Origin of the sequence: Paenibacillus sp. FSL M7-0896 (assembly GCF_037975415.1) — a bacterium.
Taxonomy (GTDB): domain Bacteria; phylum Bacillota; class Bacilli; order Paenibacillales; family Paenibacillaceae; genus Paenibacillus_AQ; species Paenibacillus_AQ silagei.
Window position 1 is genome coordinate 7,108,531 of sequence record NZ_CP150250.1, and the last position, 22,768, is coordinate 7,131,298.

Annotated in this window: 20 protein-coding genes and 1 riboswitch; of the genes, 7 read left to right on the top strand and 13 right to left on the bottom strand. The window is 53.9% G+C overall.

Translation table 11 applies throughout. The features are described 5' to 3' along the window. Positions 1-34: 34 nt before the first annotated feature. Positions 35-403 (top strand): DUF1304 domain-containing protein, encoded by a 369-nt coding sequence (locus tag MKY12_RS30765; protein WP_036722850.1) that lies wholly within the window; start codon positions 35-37, stop codon positions 401-403. Between the two features lie 42 nt (positions 404-445). Here the strand turns inward: MKY12_RS30765 and MKY12_RS30770 are convergent, their stop codons facing one another. From MKY12_RS30770 to MKY12_RS30800, 7 genes are all read right to left on the bottom strand, one after another. Next, entirely contained in the window at positions 446-673 is a 228-nt protein-coding gene (locus MKY12_RS30770) for a hypothetical protein (protein WP_339312099.1), read from the bottom strand. Beyond that, the gene (locus tag MKY12_RS30775) at positions 666-1,268 is read right to left on the bottom strand and encodes a methyl-accepting chemotaxis protein (protein WP_339312101.1); all 603 of its coding nucleotides are present in this window, start codon (positions 1,266-1,268) and stop codon (positions 666-668) included. The genes MKY12_RS30770 and MKY12_RS30775 overlap by 8 nt, the downstream gene beginning before the upstream one ends. Before the next feature lie 114 nt (positions 1,269-1,382). Next, positions 1,383-1,970, bottom strand: a complete 588-nt coding sequence (locus MKY12_RS30780) for a hypothetical protein (protein ID WP_339312103.1) — start codon at positions 1,968-1,970, stop codon at positions 1,383-1,385. A gap of 98 nt (positions 1,971-2,068) precedes the next feature. Continuing rightward, complete coding sequence (locus MKY12_RS30785; protein WP_339312105.1) at positions 2,069-2,611, bottom strand: DinB family protein; 543 nt, start codon at positions 2,609-2,611, stop codon at positions 2,069-2,071. A gap of 82 nt (positions 2,612-2,693) precedes the next feature. Beyond that, positions 2,694-3,641, bottom strand: a complete 948-nt coding sequence (locus MKY12_RS30790) for a YafY family protein (protein ID WP_339312107.1) — start codon at positions 3,639-3,641, stop codon at positions 2,694-2,696. Positions 3,642-3,675: 34 nt separating this feature from the next. Further along, on the bottom strand, positions 3,676-5,052 hold the full coding sequence (locus MKY12_RS30795; protein ID WP_339312109.1) for an amino acid permease: 1,377 nt from the start codon (positions 5,050-5,052) through the stop codon (positions 3,676-3,678). Between the two features lie 211 nt (positions 5,053-5,263). Next, a riboswitch (glycine riboswitch) is annotated at positions 5,264-5,343 on the bottom strand. Between the two features lie 163 nt (positions 5,344-5,506). Beyond that, the gene (locus MKY12_RS30800; RefSeq protein WP_339312111.1) at positions 5,507-6,466 is read right to left on the bottom strand and encodes a DUF5643 domain-containing protein; all 960 of its coding nucleotides are present in this window, start codon (positions 6,464-6,466) and stop codon (positions 5,507-5,509) included. Between the two features lie 220 nt (positions 6,467-6,686). On the opposite strand from MKY12_RS30800, the gene MKY12_RS30805 reads away from it, so the two are divergent. The 5 genes from MKY12_RS30805 (at position 6,687) to MKY12_RS30825 (ending at position 13,793) form a co-directional block, all read left to right on the top strand. Continuing rightward, positions 6,687-7,640, top strand: a complete 954-nt coding sequence (locus MKY12_RS30805; protein WP_245367905.1) for an ABC transporter permease subunit — start codon at positions 6,687-6,689, stop codon at positions 7,638-7,640. A 15-nt stretch (positions 7,641-7,655) separates the two neighbouring features. Further along, positions 7,656-8,570 (top strand): carbohydrate ABC transporter permease, encoded by a 915-nt coding sequence (locus MKY12_RS30810; protein WP_339312113.1) that lies wholly within the window; start codon positions 7,656-7,658, stop codon positions 8,568-8,570. A gap of 70 nt (positions 8,571-8,640) precedes the next feature. Next, positions 8,641-10,236 carry an ABC transporter substrate-binding protein gene (locus tag MKY12_RS30815; protein ID WP_339312114.1) on the top strand — a complete coding sequence of 532 codons (1,596 nt, stop codon included), beginning with the start codon at positions 8,641-8,643 and terminating at the stop codon, positions 10,234-10,236. Positions 10,237-10,424: 188 nt separating this feature from the next. Further along, complete coding sequence (locus tag MKY12_RS30820; RefSeq protein ID WP_339312115.1) at positions 10,425-12,161, top strand: histidine kinase; 1,737 nt, start codon at positions 10,425-10,427, stop codon at positions 12,159-12,161. Between the two features lie 6 nt (positions 12,162-12,167). Then, positions 12,168-13,793, top strand: coding sequence for a helix-turn-helix domain-containing protein (locus tag MKY12_RS30825; protein ID WP_339312116.1), 1,626 nt, complete (start codon positions 12,168-12,170; stop codon positions 13,791-13,793). 545 nt (positions 13,794-14,338) lie between these two features. On the opposite strand, the gene araA is transcribed toward MKY12_RS30825, so the two are convergent. From araA to MKY12_RS30840, 3 genes are read right to left on the bottom strand one after another with little or no spacing between them, the layout of a single operon-like run. Beyond that, on the bottom strand, positions 14,339-15,763 hold the full coding sequence (gene araA, locus MKY12_RS30830; RefSeq protein ID WP_339252314.1) for an L-arabinose isomerase: 1,425 nt from the start codon (positions 15,761-15,763) through the stop codon (positions 14,339-14,341). Between the two features lie 38 nt (positions 15,764-15,801). After that, on the bottom strand, positions 15,802-16,497 hold the full coding sequence (locus tag MKY12_RS30835) for an L-ribulose-5-phosphate 4-epimerase (RefSeq protein WP_339252316.1): 696 nt from the start codon (positions 16,495-16,497) through the stop codon (positions 15,802-15,804). A gap of 3 nt (positions 16,498-16,500) precedes the next feature. Further along, positions 16,501-18,114 carry an FGGY-family carbohydrate kinase gene (locus tag MKY12_RS30840; RefSeq protein WP_339252318.1) on the bottom strand — a complete coding sequence of 538 codons (1,614 nt, stop codon included), beginning with the start codon at positions 18,112-18,114 and terminating at the stop codon, positions 16,501-16,503. A 281-nt stretch (positions 18,115-18,395) separates the two neighbouring features. Between MKY12_RS30840 and MKY12_RS30845 the strand changes: the two genes are divergently transcribed. Continuing rightward, positions 18,396-19,496: a GntR family transcriptional regulator gene (locus MKY12_RS30845; protein ID WP_036723078.1), complete on the top strand. Its 1,101-nt coding sequence runs from the start codon at positions 18,396-18,398 to the stop codon at positions 19,494-19,496. A 114-nt stretch (positions 19,497-19,610) separates the two neighbouring features. On the opposite strand, the gene MKY12_RS30850 is transcribed toward MKY12_RS30845, so the two are convergent. The 3 genes from MKY12_RS30850 to MKY12_RS30860 all read right to left on the bottom strand — a co-directional run bounded on the left by MKY12_RS30850 (position 19,611) and on the right by MKY12_RS30860 (position 22,548). Next, positions 19,611-20,336 carry a hypothetical protein gene (locus MKY12_RS30850; RefSeq protein ID WP_339252320.1) on the bottom strand — a complete coding sequence of 242 codons (726 nt, stop codon included), beginning with the start codon at positions 20,334-20,336 and terminating at the stop codon, positions 19,611-19,613. 116 nt (positions 20,337-20,452) lie between these two features. Next, positions 20,453-21,826: a HAMP domain-containing sensor histidine kinase gene (locus MKY12_RS30855; protein WP_339252322.1), complete on the bottom strand. Its 1,374-nt coding sequence runs from the start codon at positions 21,824-21,826 to the stop codon at positions 20,453-20,455. A gap of 23 nt (positions 21,827-21,849) precedes the next feature. Beyond that, the gene (locus MKY12_RS30860; RefSeq protein ID WP_209868849.1) at positions 21,850-22,548 is read right to left on the bottom strand and encodes a response regulator transcription factor; all 699 of its coding nucleotides are present in this window, start codon (positions 22,546-22,548) and stop codon (positions 21,850-21,852) included. Between the last annotated feature and the right edge of the window lie 220 nt (positions 22,549-22,768).

Genomic DNA, 22,768 nt, shown 5'->3' on the forward strand with positions numbered 1-22,768 from the left:
TTAAATTCCTATCACTTGAAAAGAGGGACTTCTTATGATGACTGTAAGTTTAATTCTTGTTGCCTTAGTAGCACTAGAGCATGTGTACATACTTGTACTGGAGATGTTCCTGTGGACCACCCCGAGAGCACAGAAGGCGTTCGGATTGACCCCCGCCTTCGCACAGGAGACGAAATCGCTGGCAGCCAATCAGGGCTTATATAACGGCTTCCTCGCAGCCGGTCTAATCTGGGGGCTGCTGCATCCAAGCGCGGACTTCGGTTACCAGCTGCAATTGTTCTTCCTGATCTGTGTGGCGGTTGCGGCCATCTACGGCGGACTTACCTCCAAGCGATCCATCCTGCTGATGCAAGGCCTCCCGGCCTTTCTGGCGCTGGCGGCCACATTGATCGCACATCTGTAAAATTCGCGGACCGATGCAGGCAGCTTCCTCTCCGCTCAAGCCTTACAGCTTCTGCGCGAACTCGTTCAACTGCTCAGACATTGCCCGGATCTCCTCAATGAAGCTGGAGATCTCATGCGTGGAAGCCGCCTGCTCCTGCCCGACGGACGCAATCTGGCCTATGGCTTGACTGATCCCTTGCATGGCCGACTGAATCTCACTCAGGGTATCCCTGATCCGCTGCGCCGATTGCTCGGTTTCCTTCGAGAATCTGCGGATCTCCTTAGCCACAACGTCGAAGCCCCGGCCCCGCTTCCCCGGCATGGGCGGCTTCAATCGCCGCGTTAATGCCAAGCAGGTTCGTCTGGTCGGCCACCTTCCTCAGCACCGCCAGAACCTCACTGCTTTTACGGACACTATAAGCCGTTGCATCCGATTGAATCAGCAGCTTCTGCGAATAATCGGCAAGCAGGCCTGAGCCGTCCGCGACCTGGCTAATCCGCGCATTGGCCTGATTCAGGGACAGCGCCATCCGGTCCGCGATCTCCCGCAGCTCCATCTGCCTGCGTACCTGAATACATACCGCCCCACAGACCTCCTCATCCTCCCCATGTACCGGCAGAACCGTACCCACAAATTCATACCCGTAATATTCCCTGGGGACATTAGCCACCGAGTATTCATCCTGCTTCAGCGCATGATACAGAGGCTCATCTGCCTGAATGATCTGCCCTGCCCGGATGCCCAGATCAATGGAATCACCGGGGTAATAGGCAAGGAACTTCTCTGTGTCGCAGATGGCAATTGAGATATCGTAAGGAAAAGCAGCTTTCAGAATGGGTGCCAGATTCATTAGTTCTTCAAGGGAGCGGACGATGTTTTTCATAGATGCGGTTCTCCTTCTATTTCAGGTAGCTTCACGGTACAGTGAAATCTTGAGTTAAGTTCGACATTTTGCGACAAACCTCCTTTATTCAAAAATGAATAATTAAAAATTGATTTATAAGCACAGCATCAGCCTGACGGGTGAAGGATGCTGGTGCTTCAAGCAGCACCCACATTTTCTTCGCCTACCTGCAGGCGTGACCATTGTGGGCGGTTTTTCGACCACATCTGGCCCGCGCGCCATCGGCGTGACCATTGTGGGCGGTTTTTCGACCACATTTGGCTCGTGCGCCATCGGCGTAACCATTGTGGTCGGTTTTTCGACCACATTTGGTCTGCGCGCCTTCGGCGTGACCAGTGTGGGCGGTTTTTCGACCACATCTGGCTCGCGCGCCATCGGCGTGACCATTGTGGGCGGTTTTTCGACCACATTTGGCTCGTGCGCCATCGGCGTAACCATTGTGGTCGGTTTTTCGACCACATTTGGTCTGCGCGCCCTCGAAGTGACCAGTGTGGTCGGTTTTTCGACCACATTTGGCCCGCGCGCCTTCGGCGTGCCGATTGTGGTCGGTTTTTCGACCACATCTGGCCCGCGCGCCTTCGACGTGACCAGTGTGGTCGGTTTTTCGACCACATTGGGCCCGCGCGCCATCGGCGTGACCATTGTGGGCGGTTTTTCGACCACATCTGGCCCGCGCGCCATCGGCGTGACCATTGTGCGGTTTTTCAACTAAAAAAGCCGGAACCCGTCAGTCTATTGCTGACAGGCTTCGGCTTTCCTTCGCTCATTGCGGCTTAACTCTATTGTACTCCTGCCCCTATTGCATCCTTCAACCGATCCAGCTGAAGCAAGTGGTGGCGGTAGTGCATCTCGATCAGCAGATACCATTCGGTTGCATTCAAAGGGCCGAGGCGGGGATGAGGGACAGTGCTGTGCTCAGGTGCCTGCGCAAGCTTCGGCAGGGTCTCCCGCATACGGTCCATCACGGTGTGCAGACCCTGGATCAACTGCTCCTTGCTCTCCGGCTGTACCGGCGTGTACTGCGGTGACGGCGGAACATGAACGCGTACAGGCGGGAAGCTGCCCCCGGCAAAAATCGCTTTACCCTCCGGCGTCATCTCTGCTTCATTCCCCGCCGCTTCCCCGTTCCCGGCCAGACACTGATCGATATTACGGAGCTGCATGTACAGCGCCGATTGTATCAAATGCTGGACCATCTGCCCGAGAGACCACTCTCCCTCGGCAGGCTGCCGCAGCAGCTGCTCCATACTGAAGATATCTAATTCCATAAGATAGTGATGGGCAGTCTTCTCAAACTGCTGTAAGGCTTCTGTTGTCTTCATATTCATATTCATAATATTCAGGCAGCTCCTTTATTCTTAAGGTCTGTTCTGAATATACACAACCTCTCCTGACAACGTTATGTCAGTAGCGTTCCAGCATTCTCGCCGCTTCCTCCCGCACAAGCCTCCGCAAGGCTTCCGGCTCCAGGACAACCGCCCCCGCTCCCCAGCCAAGCACCCATTGCAGCAGGTCCTCGGGCTGGCGCACACGGAAGATCATATGCCTGCCATCTGCCTGGTCCTCCACTGCCTCCAGATAATAGTTCCCGGATTCAGCCGCCTTGCCCGCAATCTCCGGCTGAACCAAAATGCACACACGTACATGACGGTCATCCTCCGGCTGGTACTCGTGCAGATCGAAATCCGCAGGCGCTTCGAACCGGTCATCCAGAATGGTAAGCTCACTCATTCTGGATAAGCGGAAATGACGGATCTCCTGCCGCAGCCCGCACCAGGCCACCAGGGTCCATGCGCCTCTGTTCAAGACAAGTCCATACGGCGAGGCGGTTCGGACACTGCGGTGACTTCCGTCAGCTTCCTGTCTGCCCTTTGTATACCCAAAGCCGATCTTCCGCTGCTCCAGAATCGCGCGTCGGATCTGCTCCATGTACTCCTTTTCCTGTCCGTGCAGCTTATCTTTACTGGTATTCAGCAGCAGGATGCTCTGGCGGAGCCGGGCGGCATTCTCCTTGACATCCTCCGGCAGAACCGCTTCAATCTTCCTCCCTGCTGCGGAGGCCTGGTTACCATACTGAGTGTCGAACCGCTGCTCCACGAAATCCGTCCCGATCAGCAGGGTCACTGCCTCCTCGGCGGTGAAGCTGACCGGGGGCAGGAAATACCCTTTTACCAGTGAATATCCCTGACCCGTAGCGCCTACCACCGGCACTCCGGCTTCACTAAGCGCCTGGATATCGCGGTAGATGGTTCTTACGCTAGTCTCGAAGACGGACGCCAGATCCTCTGCCCGTACGACCCCTTTGCGCTGCAGCTCCAGTACGATGGCTAACATGCGGTCTGTCTTGTTCATGCGGCGGCTGCACCCTCTTCATCCTGAAATCAGTTTATGTATTGATTATACTGATTTCCTGTTCACTTTTCTCCTTACGGCTTCTAATGGAATACAGAACGAACAGCAGGATGAACCAGAGCGGGGTGAACAGCAGCGCCGGACGGGTCTCGGCAGCAAAGAGCATGATCACAAGAATGGCGGCAAACAGCGTCAGGACAGCATAGTTAATTACCGGGGTGAACGGTGCTTTAAATTTGGAAGCGGCATGTAAGTCCGGGCGGTTCCTTTTATACTTGATATGGCAGACCAGCACAACGCCCCAGACCCAGATGAAGCAAATGGCGCTGATCGTAGTCACGATGCCGAAGGCCTGACCCGGAATAAGCTTGCTGAGCAGTGCCCCGGCAGAGATCACCAGCGTGGAGAGGAATAAGGAATTCGCAGGCACATGATTCCGGTTCAGCTTGCCAAGCTGAGGCGAGGCCTGATTCCGTCTGCTCAGATTGTAGAGAATCCGGCTGGTCGAGAACATCCCGCTGTTGCAGGCGGAGGCCGCCGAGGTTAAGACAACGAAATTGATAATCCCCGCAGCAACCGGAATCCCGACCAGACTGAAGGTGCGCACGAACGGACTTTCAGCTGCGCTAAGCTGGGTCCAGGGATTAATGCACAGCAGCACGAAGAGCGCGCCGACATAGAAGAAGAGAATCCGCAGCGGAATTTTGTTGATCGCGGACGGGATGTTTTTCTCAGGATTAGCCGTCTCCGCTGCCGATACCCCCACCAGCTCCACGCCGACATAGGCGAATACCACCATCTGAAAGGAGAACAGGAAGCCCTTCACCCCGTTCGGGAACACGCCCCCGTGCTCCCAGAGATTGCGGACCGACACTGCGCCTGCATCCGTCTTGAACTGGGTCACCAGCAGGACAATCCCCAGGCCGATCAGAGCCAGAATCGTAACCACCTTGATCAGAGCAAACCAGAATTCGAGTTCGCCGAAGCTTTTGACCGTGAGCAGATTTAGCCCGAGCAGAATGATCAGGCAGATCACGGCCGGCACCCACTGCGGAATATCGAACCAGTACTGCACATAGACGCCCACCGCAATCACATCGGCCATCGCCGTCATAATCCAGCAGAACCAGTAAGTCCAGCCTGTAATGAATGCCGCGCGCGGCCCCAAGTAATCCTCAGCAATATCTGTAAAAGATTGATACCCCGCCTTCGAGAGCAACAGCTCCCCCAGCGCCCGCATCACAAAAAAGACGGCAATCCCCACGATCAGATACGTGAGCATAATGGAAGGCCCGGCCTGCTGAATCGCCTTGCCTGAGCCCAGGAATAATCCTGTGCCGATCGTACCTCCGATAGCGATAAGCTGAACATGCCGGTTCGCAAGCTCTCTTTTTAATTCTGTCTGTGCCATACCTGTTTCCCCCTTAGTGTATATGACGCTGTCCTGCCGGGTAACGCACAATAACCCCACAAAGTGGAGATTCCGCTCCGATGATTACTCAGATACTTTGCGGGGACCCCATAACAAAAAGGAGACTGGATATCATCCAATCTCCCGGTTCATAAGAAGTTCCAAATAAGCTTCTGCAGCAGCGGCTAAACCGCACGGCAAAAAACAAATCCGGTACTCTTCTGTCCTTTTGCCTGAGATTGTGAACCCTTCGGCGCTGCGGTCTCCCGCAGTCTCTCCAGAAGCTGCTCCAGCTATAGTGTGATCCATAGCCTTCATAGCTTGCGAATATTCAATTATTTGAAGCTGACTTCATGTAAATATTTTTCAATTCTATGCACAGTCCAGACTTCTGTCAATATCATTTGTTACTCTCGTGGTCATCGCCGGGTGTCCTGCACTGCTTCATTGCACGTTATTTAACCGTAATTTTGGTTTCCAGGTCTTTATAATAAGTTTTAGCCCACTGGCCCTGCTTGTCTTTGAGCATCTTCCCGCTGGCATCTTTGGAATACGTAAAAGGCTTAACGCTAATGGACTTCGGAACGGCTGGGAATGCACTATAGTTCTGTTCCTCGGTACCGCTTGTCCGGACTTTCTCAAACGGCTTGCCCCACGGCGAGATCACATTTCCTTTCTCGTCCACAAGGTCATATAACATTCTTTCCGGGTTGTTCACCTTGGACTTGGCCGCTGCCGGAACTTCACCCTTAAAGGTCACCTGCAGAGACATCGTTAACGCGGTCATCTCGAAGGAATTCACCGTATAATTGAATTTGTTGTTCTTCTTGGAGACGCCCGGCTTCAGGCTTAACAGGGTCCCCAGCTTGTTCACTTGAACTTTGAAAATAAACGGCTCCTTCACCCCGTTGGCGTATGCCTTCAGCGTCAGGTCGAATTTGTCCGGGATTTGCTGCTTCATGGCTCCCTTACTCAAATAGATCAAGGCTGTGTCCGTATCTTCCAAATTGGGAATGATGGAAGTATCAAACAGCAGCTTTTTCCCATTGATTAACACGTCCACATTCCTGGTCTGGTCCATGAAAGAACCGTTCTTGTCCACCGTCCCTCCCTCCTGCCGGATGCCTGCGATAAGTTGATTACTGTCATAGATCAGATCGGTTAGTGTCAGGGTTACCCCCTCCTGAGTCACGGCCTGATTCGGAGCAGCAGCAAGCCCTTTCTGGAAAATAGCCTTCAGAGTGGCGTTGTCGCTGGCCGCGAACGCGCTGTCAGCCTTAGCATCCTTGTTGACATTGGCTGCCGCCGCTACGGGTACAGTGAATCCCCCGCCGACAACTGTCCCTCCGAGTACAGCGGTTACTGCTGTTGCTATAATTGCTTTCTTCATCGTATTTAAGCTGATCGTGTACATAGTTTCTCTCCTTTGCTTATTAAGAATATACAGGTATAACGTTCCCTTGCTGCTATTTTGTGACAGGAGCGCAGAATAACATCCTACTTGCACAAAGTCATTTTTGAATAAACAGGGTCATTTGCAAGAGAGAATTCGGTTCATCCGCTCTACTATAATAAGTTCATCCAGAACAAGTAGAGTGAGGTTAGAACTTATGGCAAATCCCGTACCACAAGCTTTGAACACCAAGTTAGCGACACAGCCCCAGGGCCGTTTCGGCCGTCTGCTGCACAATATCGTGCGATACCGGGTGCTGCTGCTGATGCTGCTGCCCACCTCGATTATTTTTTTCATCAACTGCTATATTCCGATGTTCGGATTATTCATTGCCTTCAAGAACATCAACTACATTGACGGCATTATGGGCAGTCCCTGGGCCGGGCTCGATAACTTCCGGTTCCTGTTCGCTACCTCTGACGCCCTGCGGGTGACGATCAACACCGTGGGTTACAATGTGGTCTTCATTATCTCAGGCCTCATTCTCTCCGTCTCGCTGGCGATTGCGATCAATGAGGTGCGTAACAAGCTGGCTTCGAAGTTCTTCCAGACCGTCATGATTATGCCGAACTTCCTGTCCATGGTCGTGGTCAGCTTCATCGTCTATGCCTTCCTGCACCCGGAGTACGGCTTCCTGGTCAAGCATATTCTGCCAATGTTCGGCTACTCCTCAGTGAATGCCTATATGCATCCTAACGCATGGCCTTACATTCTGTGGATCACCAAAATGTGGCACTCCATCGGGATCGGCAGCGTCATCTACCTTGCAGCCATCACCGGCATCAGTGAAGAGCTGTACGAAGCTGCGGTGATGGACGGCGCCAGCAAATGGCAGCAGATCACCAAGATTACCCTGCCGCTGCTCACGCCGATCATGGTCATTCTCACGATTCTTAACATGGGCGGCATCTTCCGCTCTGACTTCGGGCTGTTCTACCATGTGACCCTGGACTCCGGTGCGCTGCGCTCAACTACGGACGTCATCGACACCTATGTCTACCGGGGCCTGATCCAGCTCAACGACCTGGGGATGTCCTCAGCAGCGAACTTCTATCAATCAGTCGTCGGCTTCTTCCTGGTCATCGGCGCGAACGCTCTGGCCCGCAAGCTGAACCGCGATACGGCGCTTTTCTAGAAACGGAGGATTCTAATGACTACTGCATCCCGAAGCAACCCTTATACCAAAGGCTCCAATACCGCCCAGATTATTCTGAATGTGTTCTTCATCGCCTTCAGCCTGGCATGTATTCTGCCGATCCTGCTCATTGTCGCCATCTCCTTAACCAACGAGAAGGCCTTGACGCTGCAGGGTTACAAGTTCTGGCCCGATCATATCGACGCGTCTGCGTACCAATATCTGTTCAAGCATTCGGAGACACTGGTTAAGGCGTATGGCGTCAGCCTGACCGTTACCATTATCGGGACTGTTCTGGCCGTGCTGCTGATTGCGCTATATGCGTACCCGCTTTACCGGAAGGATTTTCCCTTTAAAAAAACTTTCAACTTCTACCTGCTGATCACCATGCTGTTCTCGGGAGGGCTTGTCCCCTTCTATCTGCTGTACGTGAACTATCTCGATCTGAAGGACTCGCTGGTTGCGCTGATCCTGCCCGGCCTGTCCAATGCCTTCTATATCTTCATCACCCGTACCTTCTTCCAGCAGACGATCCCGGAGGAGATGATTGAATCCGGCAAGCTTGACGGGGCCTCGGAATGGCGGATATTCTTCCAGCTTGTGCTTCCGATCTCCCTGCCTGTTCTGGCTACGATCGGTCTGTTCACTACGCTGATGTATTGGAATGACTGGTTCAACTCCATGCTATTCATTAATGACACCGACAAGTTCTCCCTGCAATACGTCATGATTCAGATGATCCGCCAGGCGGAATTCTTCAAAACCCAGCTTGCCGGCAGCGGTGTCGCCCTGATGGTACAGGAATCCGTTCCGACCGAAAGTCTGCGGATGGCTATGGTCGTGCTGTCGATTGGTCCGATTCTGTTCATCTATCCGTTCTTCCAGAAGTACTTCACCAAGGGCCTTACTATAGGGGCAATCAAAGGTTAAGCGGTCTAGCTCTGGCGTAAATGCCGGTTAGAATATATGATCTAATTATCATTCGAGGAGGTTCATACAAATGAGAACAACAAGAAGCTCAGGCACGGTGCTTGCCGCTCTGACTGCCGTGATACTGGGCATTACCGGATGCGGCGGGGGCAATTCAGGTGCATCCGCCCCGTCCAAGGCAGAATCGACAGCAGCCGCCGCAACAGCAGGCACGGAAGGCAGCACGAATCCTGATACCTCAACGTTCCGGAAGCTGAAAGTTTACACGGTCGGGAATTTCCCGCAGAATGATACCAAGGCGGTTGTAGATGAGATCAATAAGTATCTCAAAGAGAAAATCAACGCCGAGATTGACTTCCAGGGACTCCCTTGGTCCTCCTGGGCCGAGAAGATGGCACTGGCTTACCAGTCCGGTGAACAGGTCGATCTGACCTTCGCCCCCAACTGGGCAGACTTCGCCAATAACGTAGCCAAGGGCGCGTTCCTTCCGCTGGATGATCTGTTAGCCAAATATGGACAAGGCATCAAGGAGACCCTTGATCCCCGCTTCCTTGACGGCGGAACCGTAGACGGCAAAATCTATGCGATTCCTACCAATAAGGAAATTGGTGAGAGCCATACCATTATGTTCCGCAAGGATCTGGTAGATAAATACGGATTCGATGTGAACTCGATTGAGACGCTGGAGGATCTGGAACCATGGCTGCAGACGATCAAGGAGAAGGAACCGGCTATTGCGCCGATCTGGCTCTCCGGCAGCGGCTCGGATACCCTGGGCTACTTCGACAAGACCAGAGAGAGCATGAAGGAGAACTTCCGTTATGAGCTGGTGGCCGGCGCACCTGCCGGAATCGTACTGGATACCAAGACTGATAAGATGGTGATCAGCTCCATGGAGTCCGACACCGCAATCTACCGGATGAAGCTCTACGGCGACTGGTTCAGCAAAGGCTACATCAATAAAGATGCTGCAACGACCAAAACCAGTACTGAAGACGCTTTCAAGGCCGGCAAGACCTGGATGAAGTTCGGTTCAGACAAACCGGACTCCGACAAGGAAGACTCCATCGCCACCGGCATTGAGCTGGTGAAGCTGAAGGGCAATGAGCCTGAGATCAGTACGGCCAGCGTCAGCAACTCCATGATGGCGATCGGGCGTACCTCCATTGATCCGGAGCGGACGATGATGCTGCTGAACCTGCTGCATACCGACCCGGTTCTGGTCAACCTGATTGACTTCGGCGTAGAAGGACGGCAGTATGTTAAGGTGGAAGGCAAGGACAACTTCATCAAGCTGCCTGACGGCATTGCTACCCGTGCCGATACCGGCTGGGCGCCGGGCATTGAATGGATGTTTGGTAACCAGACCATAACCTATCTGTGGGAAGGCGAAAGCGCCGACAAGTGGGAGAAATTCAAGGCTTATAACGAGAGCGCCCATAAGGTGAAGTCCTTCGGCTTCAACTTCAATACCGACGCTGTCAAAACACAGGTCTCCGTGGTCAGCAACATTATCAAGGAATTCCGCCCGCTGCTGGAAACGGGCAGCCTGGGTGTAGATAAGGTGCTTACGGAGTACAATAAGAAGCTTAAGGCTAACGGCATTGAAGAGATCCGCGCCGAGGTTCAGAAGCAATACGATGCCTGGAAGGCCAAACAATCCTAAACAAACAAGTGGAAACGACGATGCCGTCCTTTTAAGGACGGCACCCGTTTCAGCGAGAAATATAAGGATAAGTTGTCGTGTGGAACATACAAATTCTTGTATTTTAAGCTAAGGGGAAGGACGGCTGCCGTCCTTCCCCTTTCCTGCCGCTCAGCGTGTAAATGTACCTAAGGATAAGGGGGAAGACTGTGAAACTATCATTGCGATTCAAAGTGAGTGCCCTTGTCCTGCTGCTGGTCACGCCGCTGTTCCTCTTTCTCTCCTACACCAACCTCTATTCCACCAACATTGTCCGGGAGAAGGTTGCGAAGTCCGCTTCGGACACGTTGACCCTGCACTTAGGTACGCTCGATGAGCTGCTGGAGCAGACCAGCCATTATCTGCTGCGTACGGCCAATGAAAACATGCTGCTGGAGCTCTATTCCGACAGCGGTCCCGACAGCGTCAATTATTATCTGTCCATCCGTAAGCTGATGGACCAGTGGTACAGCGATGTCAGCTACTATACCATTATCCGCAGTGTCTTCGTCTACCATCAGGACCGGGATGAACTCTTCCTGAGCAGCCAGAAAGAGTATTACCAAGAGAAGGAGATGATTGCCTCGGGGCTGTCTTCACACCTCAAGACCCCTAATCTCCAGGCCTCCCTGAAGTGGGAGACCGTGACCCTCGGCGGAGAGCCGGTGTTATTCAAGGTGCTGCCGGACAAGAGCGGCCGGCTTCTCATGGGGGTACTGGTCAGCATCGATTCTCTGGCCCAGCCCCTGACCCAGCTGGAGTCTACCGGGGGCAGCGGACAGGTCGGCATGATCGACAATGACGGTAAATTACTCTGGGGCCAGTTCGCCAGTGAAGATCTTGCGCTCATCCGCAGCCGGCTTAATCAGCCCAACCCTCGTGCGGATGCCTCGATTCGCCTGAGTAACGGCAATTCGTATCTGCTGATTGACAAGCCCTCTCAATATTCCAATCTGAATGTTTTTTTCCTGCTCGACGAGAAATCCATTCTGGACGAGCTGCCGATCTTCCAGCAGATCATCAAGGTGATTCCCTTCGTCATTATCCTCGTAATGGTTATACTGCTGGCTCTGCTTAGCAGACTGGTGTTCAAGCCTATCCAACAATTGACCAGCGGGATGCGCATCCTGGGGAAGGGACAGCTGGAATACCGGCTGAAGGATGGCAACAGCAGGGAGTTCCAGATCATTACGATGCAATTCAACCAGATGGCGGAGCAGATCGGCAATCTCAAGATTGATGTGTATGAGGAGCAGATGAAGGTGCAGCAAGCGGAGCTGAAGCATCTTCAGGCACAGATCAATCCCCATTTTTTCATGAATTCCTTGAACATCGTCTTTCATCTGGTAGAGCTGAAGCAATATGCGCTAATCAAAAAAATGATCGGACATCTGGTCTCCCACTTCCGGTTCATCATGAATACCAACGACGCCTGGCTTCCGCTGCGCAGCGAGCTAGGTCATATTCAGAACTATATTGAGATCCAGATGGTCATGTATCCGAACAAGCTGTCTTATGAGGTGCTGCTTCCGCAGGAGCTTGAGTCTACTCTGATTCCGCCGCTGCTGATCCAGCCCTTCGTCGAGAATGCCATCAAGCATGGCTTCATTAACAATTCGAAGCCCTTCAATGTCGGCATCACAGTCAGTGAAGAAGCCGGAGAGAGCGGCGATTCCTGCATTGCCATTCAGATCCGCGATTCCGGGCCGGGCTTCTCCGCGGCTCAGCTCGACAGGCTCAATCATGGCGTATATGAGCGCAAGCCGACAGACCGCCATCTGGGAATATGGAACGTATACAGACGCATGCTGATGTTCTATAACAACCGGGCACGGCTTACCTTCCACAATGCTCCAGACGGAGGCGCGGTTGTGGAAATCAGACTACCCGTTCAAAAGGAGCTGTGACGTTCAATGTACAGAGTTCTAATCGTTGACGACCAATACTTCGCCTTGCTCGGCCTCCAGCAAGGGGTGGATTGGAGCGCGCTTAGCGTGTCAGATGTCTGTCTGGCGGAGAACGTAGACCAGGCGATTGCCGTTCTTGAGCAGCAGCCTGTAGACCTGCTGATCTGCGATATCGAAATGCCGGGCAGAAGCGGCCTGGAGCTGCTGGCCTGGGTGAAGCAATCCGCTCCCGGTACGCTGACGATTATGCTGACCTGCCATGCCGATTTCGAGTATGCCCAGCGCGCGATTTATCATGGTGCCTTCCATTATCTGCTCAAGCCGGTAGACTATGAGGAATTGATGAAAATCTCCCGTGAGGCGCTATTCGAGATCAGCAAGCAGAGAGAGCAGCAGCAGTTCGAGGCCCTGATCCAGAAGTACCGGAGACAGTGGGAGCATCAGCTCCCCCTGCTGGTGGAACGGTTCTGGCAGGATATTCTCAGCCAGCGGGCAGCGCCCGTGCTGGAATCGCTCACCCTTCCGGCGAACACCTACAATCTGGATCTGCAGCCTGGAGACCGCTACTTCCTCGCCCTGCTGGGGTTGGAGCAGTGGAAGGAGAACCTTAGCGCACGGGATGAGACGATTATGGAATATGCACTGCGCAACATGGCCCATGAGCTGCTGCTAAGCGGGCTGGAAGGCACTGTGCTGCAGGATCAGGTCGGCCATAATCTGGCGGTCATCTACGTGCGTGGCGATATGAACGCCGCCTGGCATACGCTGGAGCAGAATGGCCGCACCTTCCTGGATACCTGCGGACGGCTGCTGCATTGCTCCCTGTCGATTTACATCAGCGCGGGTGTCCCTCTGTCTGGAATCATGAGCGCTTACACGGATGTCACGGAGCGGGAACAACGCAACCTGAACCGTTCGCGTCAGGTATTCGGACCGGAGGATCAGGCATATAGCCGAGATCAGCCGCTTGCGCCGGTGCCTCAGGCAGCGCCTATGCATATCTTCGGAGAGTGGGCGACCCTCCTGGAGCTTGGCGAGCTGGATGAGCTGGAGCGCCGCGTGACGCTGTGGTTCTCGGGCATCGGGCCCGGCCGCTGGACCAGTGAGCTGCACCGCCAGCTTATCCACGGCATCCTGTTCATTGTACACACCGTTCTCGCCAAAAAAGGCTTATCCGCACACGCCTCAGCGGAGCTGAAGCCCTTGATGGATAAGGAAAATTATCCGAAGCAGTCCGCTTCGCTCCAGAGCTGGGCGATGGAATGCCTGCGAGCCGTAATGCACTTATTGCAGACAAGCAATAACGTATCCTCGGCCACGGTGTCCAAGATTAGGCAGTATATCCGCTCGCGTCTAAGCGAGGAGATCACCCGCGACGAACTCGCGGCCTATGTCTACCTGAACCCGGCCTATCTCTCCCGGCTGTTCAAGAAGGAGACCGGGCTGTCGATCTCCGATGTGATCATTCAGGAACGGCTGCAGAAGGCCAAGCAGCTGCTGGAGGAGACCGAGCTGAAGATCACCGATATCGCCGAGCAGGTCGGATACACCAGCCTCGGCAGCTTCTCCAACCTGTTCAAGCGGATCGTCGGCGCCACACCGCAGCAATACCGTGCGCGGAATAAGAAGTGAGCGGGGCGGGCGGGGACGTTAGGGACACCAGGGGCACTGGTCCACGCGCCCCCCATCCGCCGCATTGTAATCGGTTTTTCGATTACATTTGGTCCGCGCGCGCCCATCCGCCGCATTGTAATCGGTTTTTCGATTACATTTGGTCCGCGCGCCCCCATCCGCCGCATTGTAATCGGTTTTTCGATTACATTTGGTCCGCGCGCGCCCATCCGCCACATTGTAATCGGTTTTTCGATTACATTTGGTCCGCGCGCGCCCATCCGCCACATTGTAATCGGTTTTTCGATTACATTTGGTCCGCGAGCGCCCATCCGCCGCATTGTGTTCGGTTTTTCGCCTACATTGGGCATACGAGCCGCCGCGCTGCACATTGTGTTCGGTTTTTCACATACATCTGGCACACGCTTTCCGGCGGGGCAGGCAGATGTCCTTTGGAACTGGTCTTCGTACTCATCATACCTGCCAAACAAAAAGAGCGAGAGGGCTATATGCCCCTTCGCTCTTTTTAACATCTACTCGCTGTTTACTTTAACAAGTAACTCTTATTACTTAATAATCACGTATTCCAGACCCACAAGCTTCGCGTAGGTAACGATCTGGTCGGTAGTCAGGTTCAGCGATACAACGGTGTGGTGTCCGCCGCCGTTCTCGATCCAGGCTCTGACTCCGTCCTGGAAGTTAGGCTTCACCTGCCACAGCACACGGGCTACCGGCAGATTCGGAGCCGGAACGGTTGGCTCGAACGCGGTAACTTCGTTGATCAGCAGCTTGTAGTGGGTGCCGAAGTCGGCCATCGATACCACGACACCTTCGCCTGCCTTGCCGTCGAAGACGAGGCGGGCCGGGTCTTCACGGTCGCCGATCCCCAGCGGAGATACGATGATCTTCGGCTGATTGCTGGCCAGGCTCGGATCAACCTCCAGCATGTGGGACTGGAGAATTGCTTCCTGTCCGGCAGCCATTTCGTAAGTGTAATCCTCCATGAACCCGGTGTTCAGGTTGTGGCTCATCACCTTCATCAGGCGGTCCAGGGCCGCAGTCTTCCAGTCCCCTTCACCGGCGAAGCCGTAGCCTTGGGCCATCAGGCGCTGAACAGCCAGACCCGGAAGCTGCTTCATGCCGTGCAGGTCCTCGAAGTTAGAGGTGAAGGCATTGTAGCCGCCTGCATCCAAGAAGCGCTTAAGGGCAATCTCGTAGCTCGCCTGCACCTTCACGCTGGCTTCCCAATCTTCCTTGCTGTACGTGCCATAATCAACGGCATACAGCTTGGTATATTCTGCGAACAGGGCATCGATCTCTTCCTGCTTCACTTCATTCACATAAGTGACCAGATCGCCGATGCCGAAGTAATCTACGGTCCAGCCGAACTGGATCTGGGCTTCTACCTTGTCGCCTTCGGTAACGCCGACGTTGCGCATGTTGTCGCCGAAGCGGGCAACCTTGATGTTGAAGCTTTCGTTATAAGCTACAGCAACGTCCATCCACTCAGCAATCTGCTTCTGGACTTCCGGACGTTCCCAGTATCCTACAACGACCTTATTCTGCTTCTTCAGGCGGGCATTGATGAAGCCATACTCACGGTCGCCATGGGCAGCCTGGTTCAGGTTCATGAAGTCCATGTCAATCGTTGCCCAAGGGATGCTCTCATTGTACTGGGTAGCCAGATGAAGCAACGGCTTCTGCAGCAGCTTCGTGCCGCGAATCCACATTTTGGCCGGGGAGAAGGTGTGCATCCAGGTGATTACACCGGCAACCTCATCACGATAGTTCACTTCTTTCATGATGGAGGTGATTTTGTCTGCGCTAACGGCCAGATCCTGCAATACCAGCGGATAAGGAAGCACCCCGCTGTTGTTGAGCGCATCAGTCATTTCCTGGGCATGTGCCTTCACCTCACCCAGCGCTTCATCTCCATACAGGTGCTGAGATCCTACGACGAACCAGAATTGCTTGTCGCTTACTGTTGACATATCATTCATCCTCTTCTCTATTAGTTTGGTAAAAGTCGTTACTTCTGTCCGTAATACGCATCCTTGCCGTGCTTGCGCAGATAATGCTTGTCCAGAATCCGCTGCGGCAGCTCCTCGGCGAACGTATTCAGCTGGCGGGCGAAGTGGTTCATCTTGGACACTTCCTCCAGTACCACACTGTTCATGACAGCAGCGTGGGCATCCTTGCCCCATGTGAACGGCGCATGCCCCTTCAGCAGAACGCCGGGAATCGCCATCACATCCAGCCCCCGCTGTTCAAAAGTCTCAATGATCACATGCCCAGTCTCTGCTTCATAACCGCGGTCAATCTCTTCCTGGGTCAGGAACCGTGTACACGGTACAGAACCATAGAAGGTGTCTGCATGCGTCGTGCCCATAACCGGAACATCCAGTCCGGCCTGAGCCCAGATGGTTGCCCACGTGGAATGCGTATGCACGATGCCGCCAATTTCGGCATAGTGCTTGTAGAGTACAGCGTGGGTCGCTGTATCCGAGGAAGGCCGCATCTCTCCCTCCACCACATTGCCATCGAAGTCCACAACGACCATATCGCTCGGCTTCATCTTGTCATAGCTGACTCCGCTCGGCTTGATGACGAACAGACTGCTCGCCCGGTCCACCGCGCTCACATTGCCCCAGGTGTATTTGACCAGCCCGTGCTTAGGCAGCTCCAGATTGGCCGCGTACACCTCTTCCTTCAGTTGCTCCAGCATGTGTTAATTCCCCCCGTTCTCTACGAGATGATCTACAGCGGCCTGCTCAATCGCCAGACCCGCCGTGTAGCGTTCCATGAACAATTCAAAGCCCTTCACATCCGCCGCAACCGGATGAATGGTCTCGCCTTCGATATCCTTGAAGACCTTCTGGTCGAGGAAATCATCCAGACGCTCCTGCTGCGCTCTGTTCTTCATATAAGAAGCCAGAATCGCCATGCCCCACGCGCCGCCTTCTCCGGCTGTTGCCATCACAGAGACCGGAACATTCATCGCAGCAGCCACGATTCTCTGTCCGACAACAGGCGTCTTGAACAAGCCGCCGTGCGCCAGAATGCTGTCGATGGACACCTGCTCCTTCAAGGTCAGAATATCCATCCCGATCTTCAGCGCGCCAAAAGCGGAGAACAAATGCGTCCGCATAAAGTTGCCCAGCGTGAATCGGCTCTCAGGCGAGCGGACAAACAGCGGCCGTCCCTTCTCCAGCCCGGTGATGTTCTCACCCGAGAAATAGCCGTAGCTTAGCAGTCCGCCGCCATCAGCGTCCGCCTCCAACGCTTTATTGAACAGAACACTGAAGAGCTGGGCCGGATCAGCCTTGAAGCCCATCGCCTCCGAGAATTCCCGGAACAAGCCGACCCAGGCATTGATATCGCTGGAGCAGTTGTTGGCATGCACCATCCCTACCGGACTGCCATCGGGGGTAGTCACCATGTCAATCTCAGGGTATACCGCTGTAAGGTCCTTCTCCAGCACGATCATGGCGAACACGGAGGTGCCTACAGAGATATTACCGGTCCGTTTGCGCACACTGTTCGTAGCGACCATTCCTGTTCCGGCATCGCCCTCTGGAGGACAGAGCGGAATGCCTGCCAGCAGGTCCCCGGACTCATCCAGCAGTCTCGCTCCGGCTTCCGTTAACACACCAGCCTGCTCGCCTGCTGCGTAGACCTTGGGCAGGAGATCACTCAGCCTCCAAGGGTAATTCTTAGCGGCAATCAGCTCATCGAACTGGCTGACCATGGCCGGGTGGTAATCCTGTGAAGCTTCATCTATAGGGAAGACCCCGGAGGCATCGCCAATCCCGATCGCCTTGCTGCCGGTCAGCAGCCAATGGATGTATCCGCCCAGCGTCGTTACGAACGTTGCCTGCGGAACATGCTCTTCCCCGTTCAGAATCGCCTGATACAGGTGGGCAATGGTCCAGCGCTCCGGAATATTGAACTGGAACAGCTCTGTTAATTCCTTGGCCGCCGCACCGGTTGTAGCATTACGCCAGGTCCGGAACGGAACCAGCAGCTCGCCCGCGCTGTCAAAGGCCATATATCCGTGCATCATTGCTGAGAATCCGATCGAACCGACAGTAGTAAGCGTAACCCCGTATTTCTGTGCAACCTCCTGCTTCATCTCGCGGTAAGCCGCTTGCAGCCCCTTGATGATATCGGTGAGGGGATACGTCCAGTACCCGCCTTCCAGCAGGTTCTCCCACTCGTAGCTTCCGGATGCAACCGCCTCGAATCGCTGATCAATCAGGACGGCTTTGATACGTGTGGACCCAAATTCGATACCCAGTGATGTCTCTCCCTTAAGTATCGCTTGCTTGATGTTCTGATCCATGCCCACGTTACTCCTCTCTGAACCAAACTGTGTTACTTACGAATTTAAAGAATGCGCTTCCTTTATGAACAGGTTTAGTATATTTTTTGTTCGTACATTTGTCAATAATAGATATAAGATATACCTACAAATTTACCGGAAAATCACCCGTATTTTACGCAAATCATGATATATGGTAGACACCGGAGGATATTAAGCTTATATTCAAGCTATAATATGTACGTACAACTACAATAATTTATCCACTCCAAATAAGAACAACTATGAAAGAAGTGACCCATGTGCGAACCAAGTACCAGATCATATTCGATGAACTCAAAAGCAACATCCTGTCCGGCACCTACAGTGTAGGCGAGCAAATTCCTACGGAGTCGGCGCTGCAGGAGATGTACGGCGTCAGCCGCCAGACCGTGCGGAAGGCCATTCTGGAGCTATCCAATGAGGGGTTTCTGCGCAGCGAAAAGGGCTCGGGCACCTATGTCAGCCACCAGTTCCGGTCCAAATCCGGGAATGGCGCGGGCAAGCGGACCATCGGCGTAATAACAACCTACCTCTCCGATTATATTTTCCCATCTATTATCCGGGGCATTGAAGGCAGGCTGAATGAAGACAATTATTCGCTGCTGCTTGCCAGCACCAATAACGATGTCGCCCAGGAGAAGAAAGCGCTGGAGATGATGCTGTCCTACGGGGTAGACGGGCTGATCATTGAGCCAACCAAGAGCAACCTGTACAATCCGAACATCGCTTACTACTTGTCGTTCAAGGAGCAGGACGTCCCGTTCATCATGATTAACGCTTATTATGAGGAGCTGGAGGTGCCGTTCTTCTGTCTGGATGACGTACAGTCGAGTTATCTGGCGACCCGGGAGCTGATTGCGAAGGGCCATACCCAGATCGGGATTATCGCCAAAATGGACGATCTCCAGGGCAAATACCGCATGAAGGGCTATATCAAGGCACTCGGCGAGGCCAAGCTGCGCTTCCACCCGGAGCAGGTCCTCTCCTTCGATACCGAATCGAAGCAGGCGCTGTCGGCCAATCTGGAGCAATTCCTGACAGATAACAGAGAGGTGCTGACCGCTATCGTCTGCTATAACGATGAAGTGGGCCTGGAAGTGGTCAAGGTGTGCCGCGAACTGGGGATCTCAATTCCTGGAGAGCTGTCGATTATCGGGCAGGACAATTCCTATATCGCCAAGAATGCAGGGATCAAGCTGACGACGCTGACCCACCCGCAGGAGAGAATGGGCCGTGACGCCGCCGAATGGGTCATTAAGAAGCTTCAGGGTAAAAAAGATCTGAAGAACAGCAACTACTATCTGCCCGAGCTGGTAGAGGGGGAGACGGTGCGGGTGCTGGAGCCGGCTCCAGTGGAATAGGAAGTCCGCCCGGGAATATGCAGACAAAAGACAAACAGCCCTGACCGCTTCATGACCGTTACAGGCCGTGAAGCGGCAGGGCTGTTCAGTATTCTGCTGATTCAGGGGACTGATTTAGTCCAGCAGAGTAGAGATGCTTATGCTTTCAATCTTAGCGCCCTTGACGTGGAACAGCATATAATCCACATAGTTGCTTGGGGCGAACCGGAAGTCATCCTCTTCCTCAGGTGCACCGTCTCCGGTCAGCTTGCCTTCGGGATAGGCTTTTTTGAGCGTATCCAGGCTGTCTCCGACCTTGATATTACGGACCGTAGTGTACTTCGGATCAGTGATCTTCATGTTGAAGATGTAGAACTGCTTGCCGTCACCCGAATCAATGGTCTTAATCTCAAGGCCCGGGAAGGTATACGTGTTCTCTGTTCTGCCGATCAGGGTATCCATATTTTTACCGTCATCCAAGGAATAAGTGTGCGATTTCTTCGCCGTTGCCTTGCCAAGCATACTCTCCAGCTTAGCATCATCCACAATGTCAGAGAGGGCAATAGTCTGGTCCTTATAGACAAAAGCCAGCTCCTTCAGAACCACATTCCCTTCCTTCTCAATGGTTCCCTCCTTGATTGCCTCCGAGCTGCCCGCTGAAGCCGCAGGGGTTGGCTCGGCCGTAGCAGCTTCAGTCGCCGCAGGGGTAGCCTCCGGCGCCGCCGTGGCCACCGCTTCAGTTGTAGGTTCTGCCGAAGGAGTGGCCGCCGGAGCGGCCGAATCGGATTGGCAGCCGGCCAGAAGTGTCATTAATAATACTGCGGGCAGCAGCAGCGCTGCCGGTTTTTTAAATGTTCCCATAAGTAATCCCTCCATGAATGTACGCGATGGACGCGTTGTTTGTTTGGTATGAGGTTAGTATACGAAAAGCATTTATTAGTGTAATAACAGAGTTGTATCAGTCTTGTAACGCCTGTTCACAGGAGCGGCAGACGGATGTAGACTGTGGTTCCCGCGCCGAGCTGGCTCTCTATATCCAGGTGCCCGCCGAACTTCTCAGCGATCTCCTTACATATGGACAGCCCCAGCCCCGTTCCTCCTGCCCCGCCTGCATTGCTTGCCCGGTAGAACCGCTCCTGCACACGGGTAAGCTCATCCGCGCTGATTCCAATGCCCTGATCGCTGATCCGCACGACAGCTTCCTGCTCCCGGACCAAAGTTTCAATGCTTACCCGGGTACCGGGACCGGAGTATTTGATCGCGTTGTCCAGCACATTCGCGATGGCATGGGACATCAGCACCTGATTGACATTGACGAAGGCCGGCGGCCCCTGCCGGATCGTAAGCTCTATCCCCTTACTGTCAGCCTTGGCCCGCATTCCGGCGGCTACCCCCGTAGCCAGCTGTGCCAGGTCCGTCTTCTCGGCATCGATTCCATCCTGCCCTGCCTTGTCGAAGCGCGACAGCATGAGCAGCTCATTGACCAGCCGGGTCAGGCGGTCCGATTCATTCACCAGATGGAAGTAGATCCGCTGCAGCTCCTCATCCTCGTCCTCACCTTCGTACAAATATTGAGAGAACCCCTTGATCGCAGCAAGCGGCGTTTTCAGCTCATGGGATACGTTCGAGACAAACTGCTTCTGATACTGGATATAGTCGCTGAGCTGGATGCCCATCCGGTTCAGGCCCGCAGCCAGCATGCCCAGCTCATCCTTCCGATTCAGGTGAACCTCGCGGAACTGCTGCTTGGAGAAGCTCTCCGTAGCACCCAGCAGATATTTAATCGGCTTCGTCGTATTCCGGGCAATGAACAGACTGGAGAGCGTAATCAGAATAATGAATCCCCCCGCACCGGCGAACAGGATATAGCGGATCTGGTCCATCATCGTATAGAAATAAGAGACATCCTCCACGAACTCGTACACATAGCTATTCTGATAATACTTGTCTTGGATCGGAACCGCGAAGTAGAGCAGATGATCCTCGGAGACCGTATACGCATAATTGCCCTTAAGGGCATTCTGGATATTCCCGGGGAAAATGACGGGGGTCTTGTTATTGATCACAATCCCGTCAACGGCGAGTCCCAGCAGCTTCTGGCTGCTGTCGTAGATACGCACCTCCTTGACGGAGGCTTTTAACGTCTCCAGCGCGCTTCTCGCCACCTCCTCCATCTGCCCCGCATCTACCTCCTGTTCGTGCCTGGAGAGCACCTCCCTGAAGGACATCTCACCAAGATCGGCCTTCTCCATCATTTGCTTCTCTATGGTTACGAAGCTGAAATAGTCAATCGCCTTATTAACCGAAATAATGATAACGGCAAAGGACAGCACCGAGAATAGCAAATACATTAGCACCAGCCGGGTCGCGTATTTCAGGCGGAGCCACCTCCCAGCTGATAACCGAAGCCGTAGACGGTGCGGATATATTTCGGATTCTCGGCATCATCCTCCAGCTTCTTTCTTAAGCGCATGATCGTCATATCCACGCTGCGGCTGTCGCCCATGAAGTCATAGCCCCAGACAATCTCCAGCAGCTCATCCCGGGTATAGATTTTGTCCGGGCGCTTCAGCAGGGTCTCCAGAATCCGGAATTCCTTGGCTGTCAGAGCCACCGGAACGCCGCCTTTCTGCACCACCCGGGTCTCCAGATCGAAGGTCAGCTCCTCATGAGTGATCCGGGTATCTTCAGCTTCTGCGGGCAGACCGCTGTTCTGGGCTCTCCGGAGCACCACCTTGATCCGCGCCAGCAGCTCCCGGTTATCGAACGGCTTGGTCATGTAATCCTCGGCCCCCAGCTCAAGCCCCAGCACCTTATCGATAATCTCATTCTTGGCCGACAGCATAATGACGGGAACGGCCTGCCGCTTGGTGATCTCCTTACACAGGTCATAGCCGGAGCAATCGGGCAGCATCAGGTCCAGTACTACCAGGTCTGGCTGAAAAGCATCCAGGGCCTCTAGTCCCGCACTCCCGTTCTCCGCTGTCCGCACCTCATAATTCTCTCTGCGGAGCACAAGTTCGATCAAATCTCTAAGGGCAGCTTCATCATCGATTACGAGAATTTTGTTCATCCGATCCCTCCTCCTATACTTAATATTAACACCGGCAAAGGACGTTAATCTCCCCGCAGCGCAGATCACCTGTTATCACTGCCCGTGAACCCGTCGCCAGCAAATTGTGTTCGGTTTCTCGCATACATTCGGTCCGCGCACCCTGGTGTACCCGGAGCCTTTGCTGTTGCCGGACCGCTAGCTATATCCTTTCCAAAAATAAACCTTCGGCAGGCGGTTC

What these genes read in the sequence shown, in the direction of transcription:
- MKY12_RS30850 (WP_339252320.1), bottom strand. Translation starts at nt 20,336, where the DNA reads ATGGGAACATTTAAAAAACCGGCAGCGCTGCTGCTGCCCGCAGTATTA.
- MKY12_RS30810 (WP_339312113.1), top strand. Translation starts at nt 7,656, where the DNA reads ATGACTACTGCATCCCGAAGCAACCCTTATACCAAAGGCTCCAATACC.
- MKY12_RS30815 (WP_339312114.1), top strand. Translation starts at nt 8,641, where the DNA reads ATGAGAACAACAAGAAGCTCAGGCACGGTGCTTGCCGCTCTGACTGCC.
- MKY12_RS30855 (WP_339252322.1), bottom strand. Translation starts at nt 21,826, where the DNA reads ATGTATTTGCTATTCTCGGTGCTGTCCTTTGCCGTTATCATTATTTCG.
- MKY12_RS30835 (WP_339252316.1), bottom strand. Translation starts at nt 16,497, where the DNA reads ATGCTGGAGCAACTGAAGGAAGAGGTGTACGCGGCCAATCTGGAGCTG.
- MKY12_RS30765 (WP_036722850.1), top strand. Translation starts at nt 35, where the DNA reads ATGATGACTGTAAGTTTAATTCTTGTTGCCTTAGTAGCACTAGAGCAT.
- MKY12_RS30780 (WP_339312103.1), bottom strand. Translation starts at nt 1,970, where the DNA reads ATGGCGCGCGGGCCAGATGTGGTCGAAAAACCGCCCACAATGGTCACG.
- MKY12_RS30800 (WP_339312111.1), bottom strand. Translation starts at nt 6,466, where the DNA reads ATGTACACGATCAGCTTAAATACGATGAAGAAAGCAATTATAGCAACA.
- MKY12_RS30790 (WP_339312107.1), bottom strand. Translation starts at nt 3,641, where the DNA reads ATGAACAAGACAGACCGCATGTTAGCCATCGTACTGGAGCTGCAGCGC.
- MKY12_RS30775 (WP_339312101.1), bottom strand. Translation starts at nt 1,268, where the DNA reads ATGAAAAACATCGTCCGCTCCCTTGAAGAACTAATGAATCTGGCACCC.
- MKY12_RS30785 (WP_339312105.1), bottom strand. Translation starts at nt 2,611, where the DNA reads ATGAAGACAACAGAAGCCTTACAGCAGTTTGAGAAGACTGCCCATCAC.
- araA (WP_339252314.1), bottom strand. Translation starts at nt 15,763, where the DNA reads ATGTCAACAGTAAGCGACAAGCAATTCTGGTTCGTCGTAGGATCTCAG.
- MKY12_RS30795 (WP_339312109.1), bottom strand. Translation starts at nt 5,052, where the DNA reads ATGGCACAGACAGAATTAAAAAGAGAGCTTGCGAACCGGCATGTTCAG.
- MKY12_RS30825 (WP_339312116.1), top strand. Translation starts at nt 12,168, where the DNA reads ATGTACAGAGTTCTAATCGTTGACGACCAATACTTCGCCTTGCTCGGC.
- MKY12_RS30840 (WP_339252318.1), bottom strand. Translation starts at nt 18,114, where the DNA reads ATGGATCAGAACATCAAGCAAGCGATACTTAAGGGAGAGACATCACTG.
- MKY12_RS30860 (WP_209868849.1), bottom strand. Translation starts at nt 22,548, where the DNA reads ATGAACAAAATTCTCGTAATCGATGATGAAGCTGCCCTTAGAGATTTG.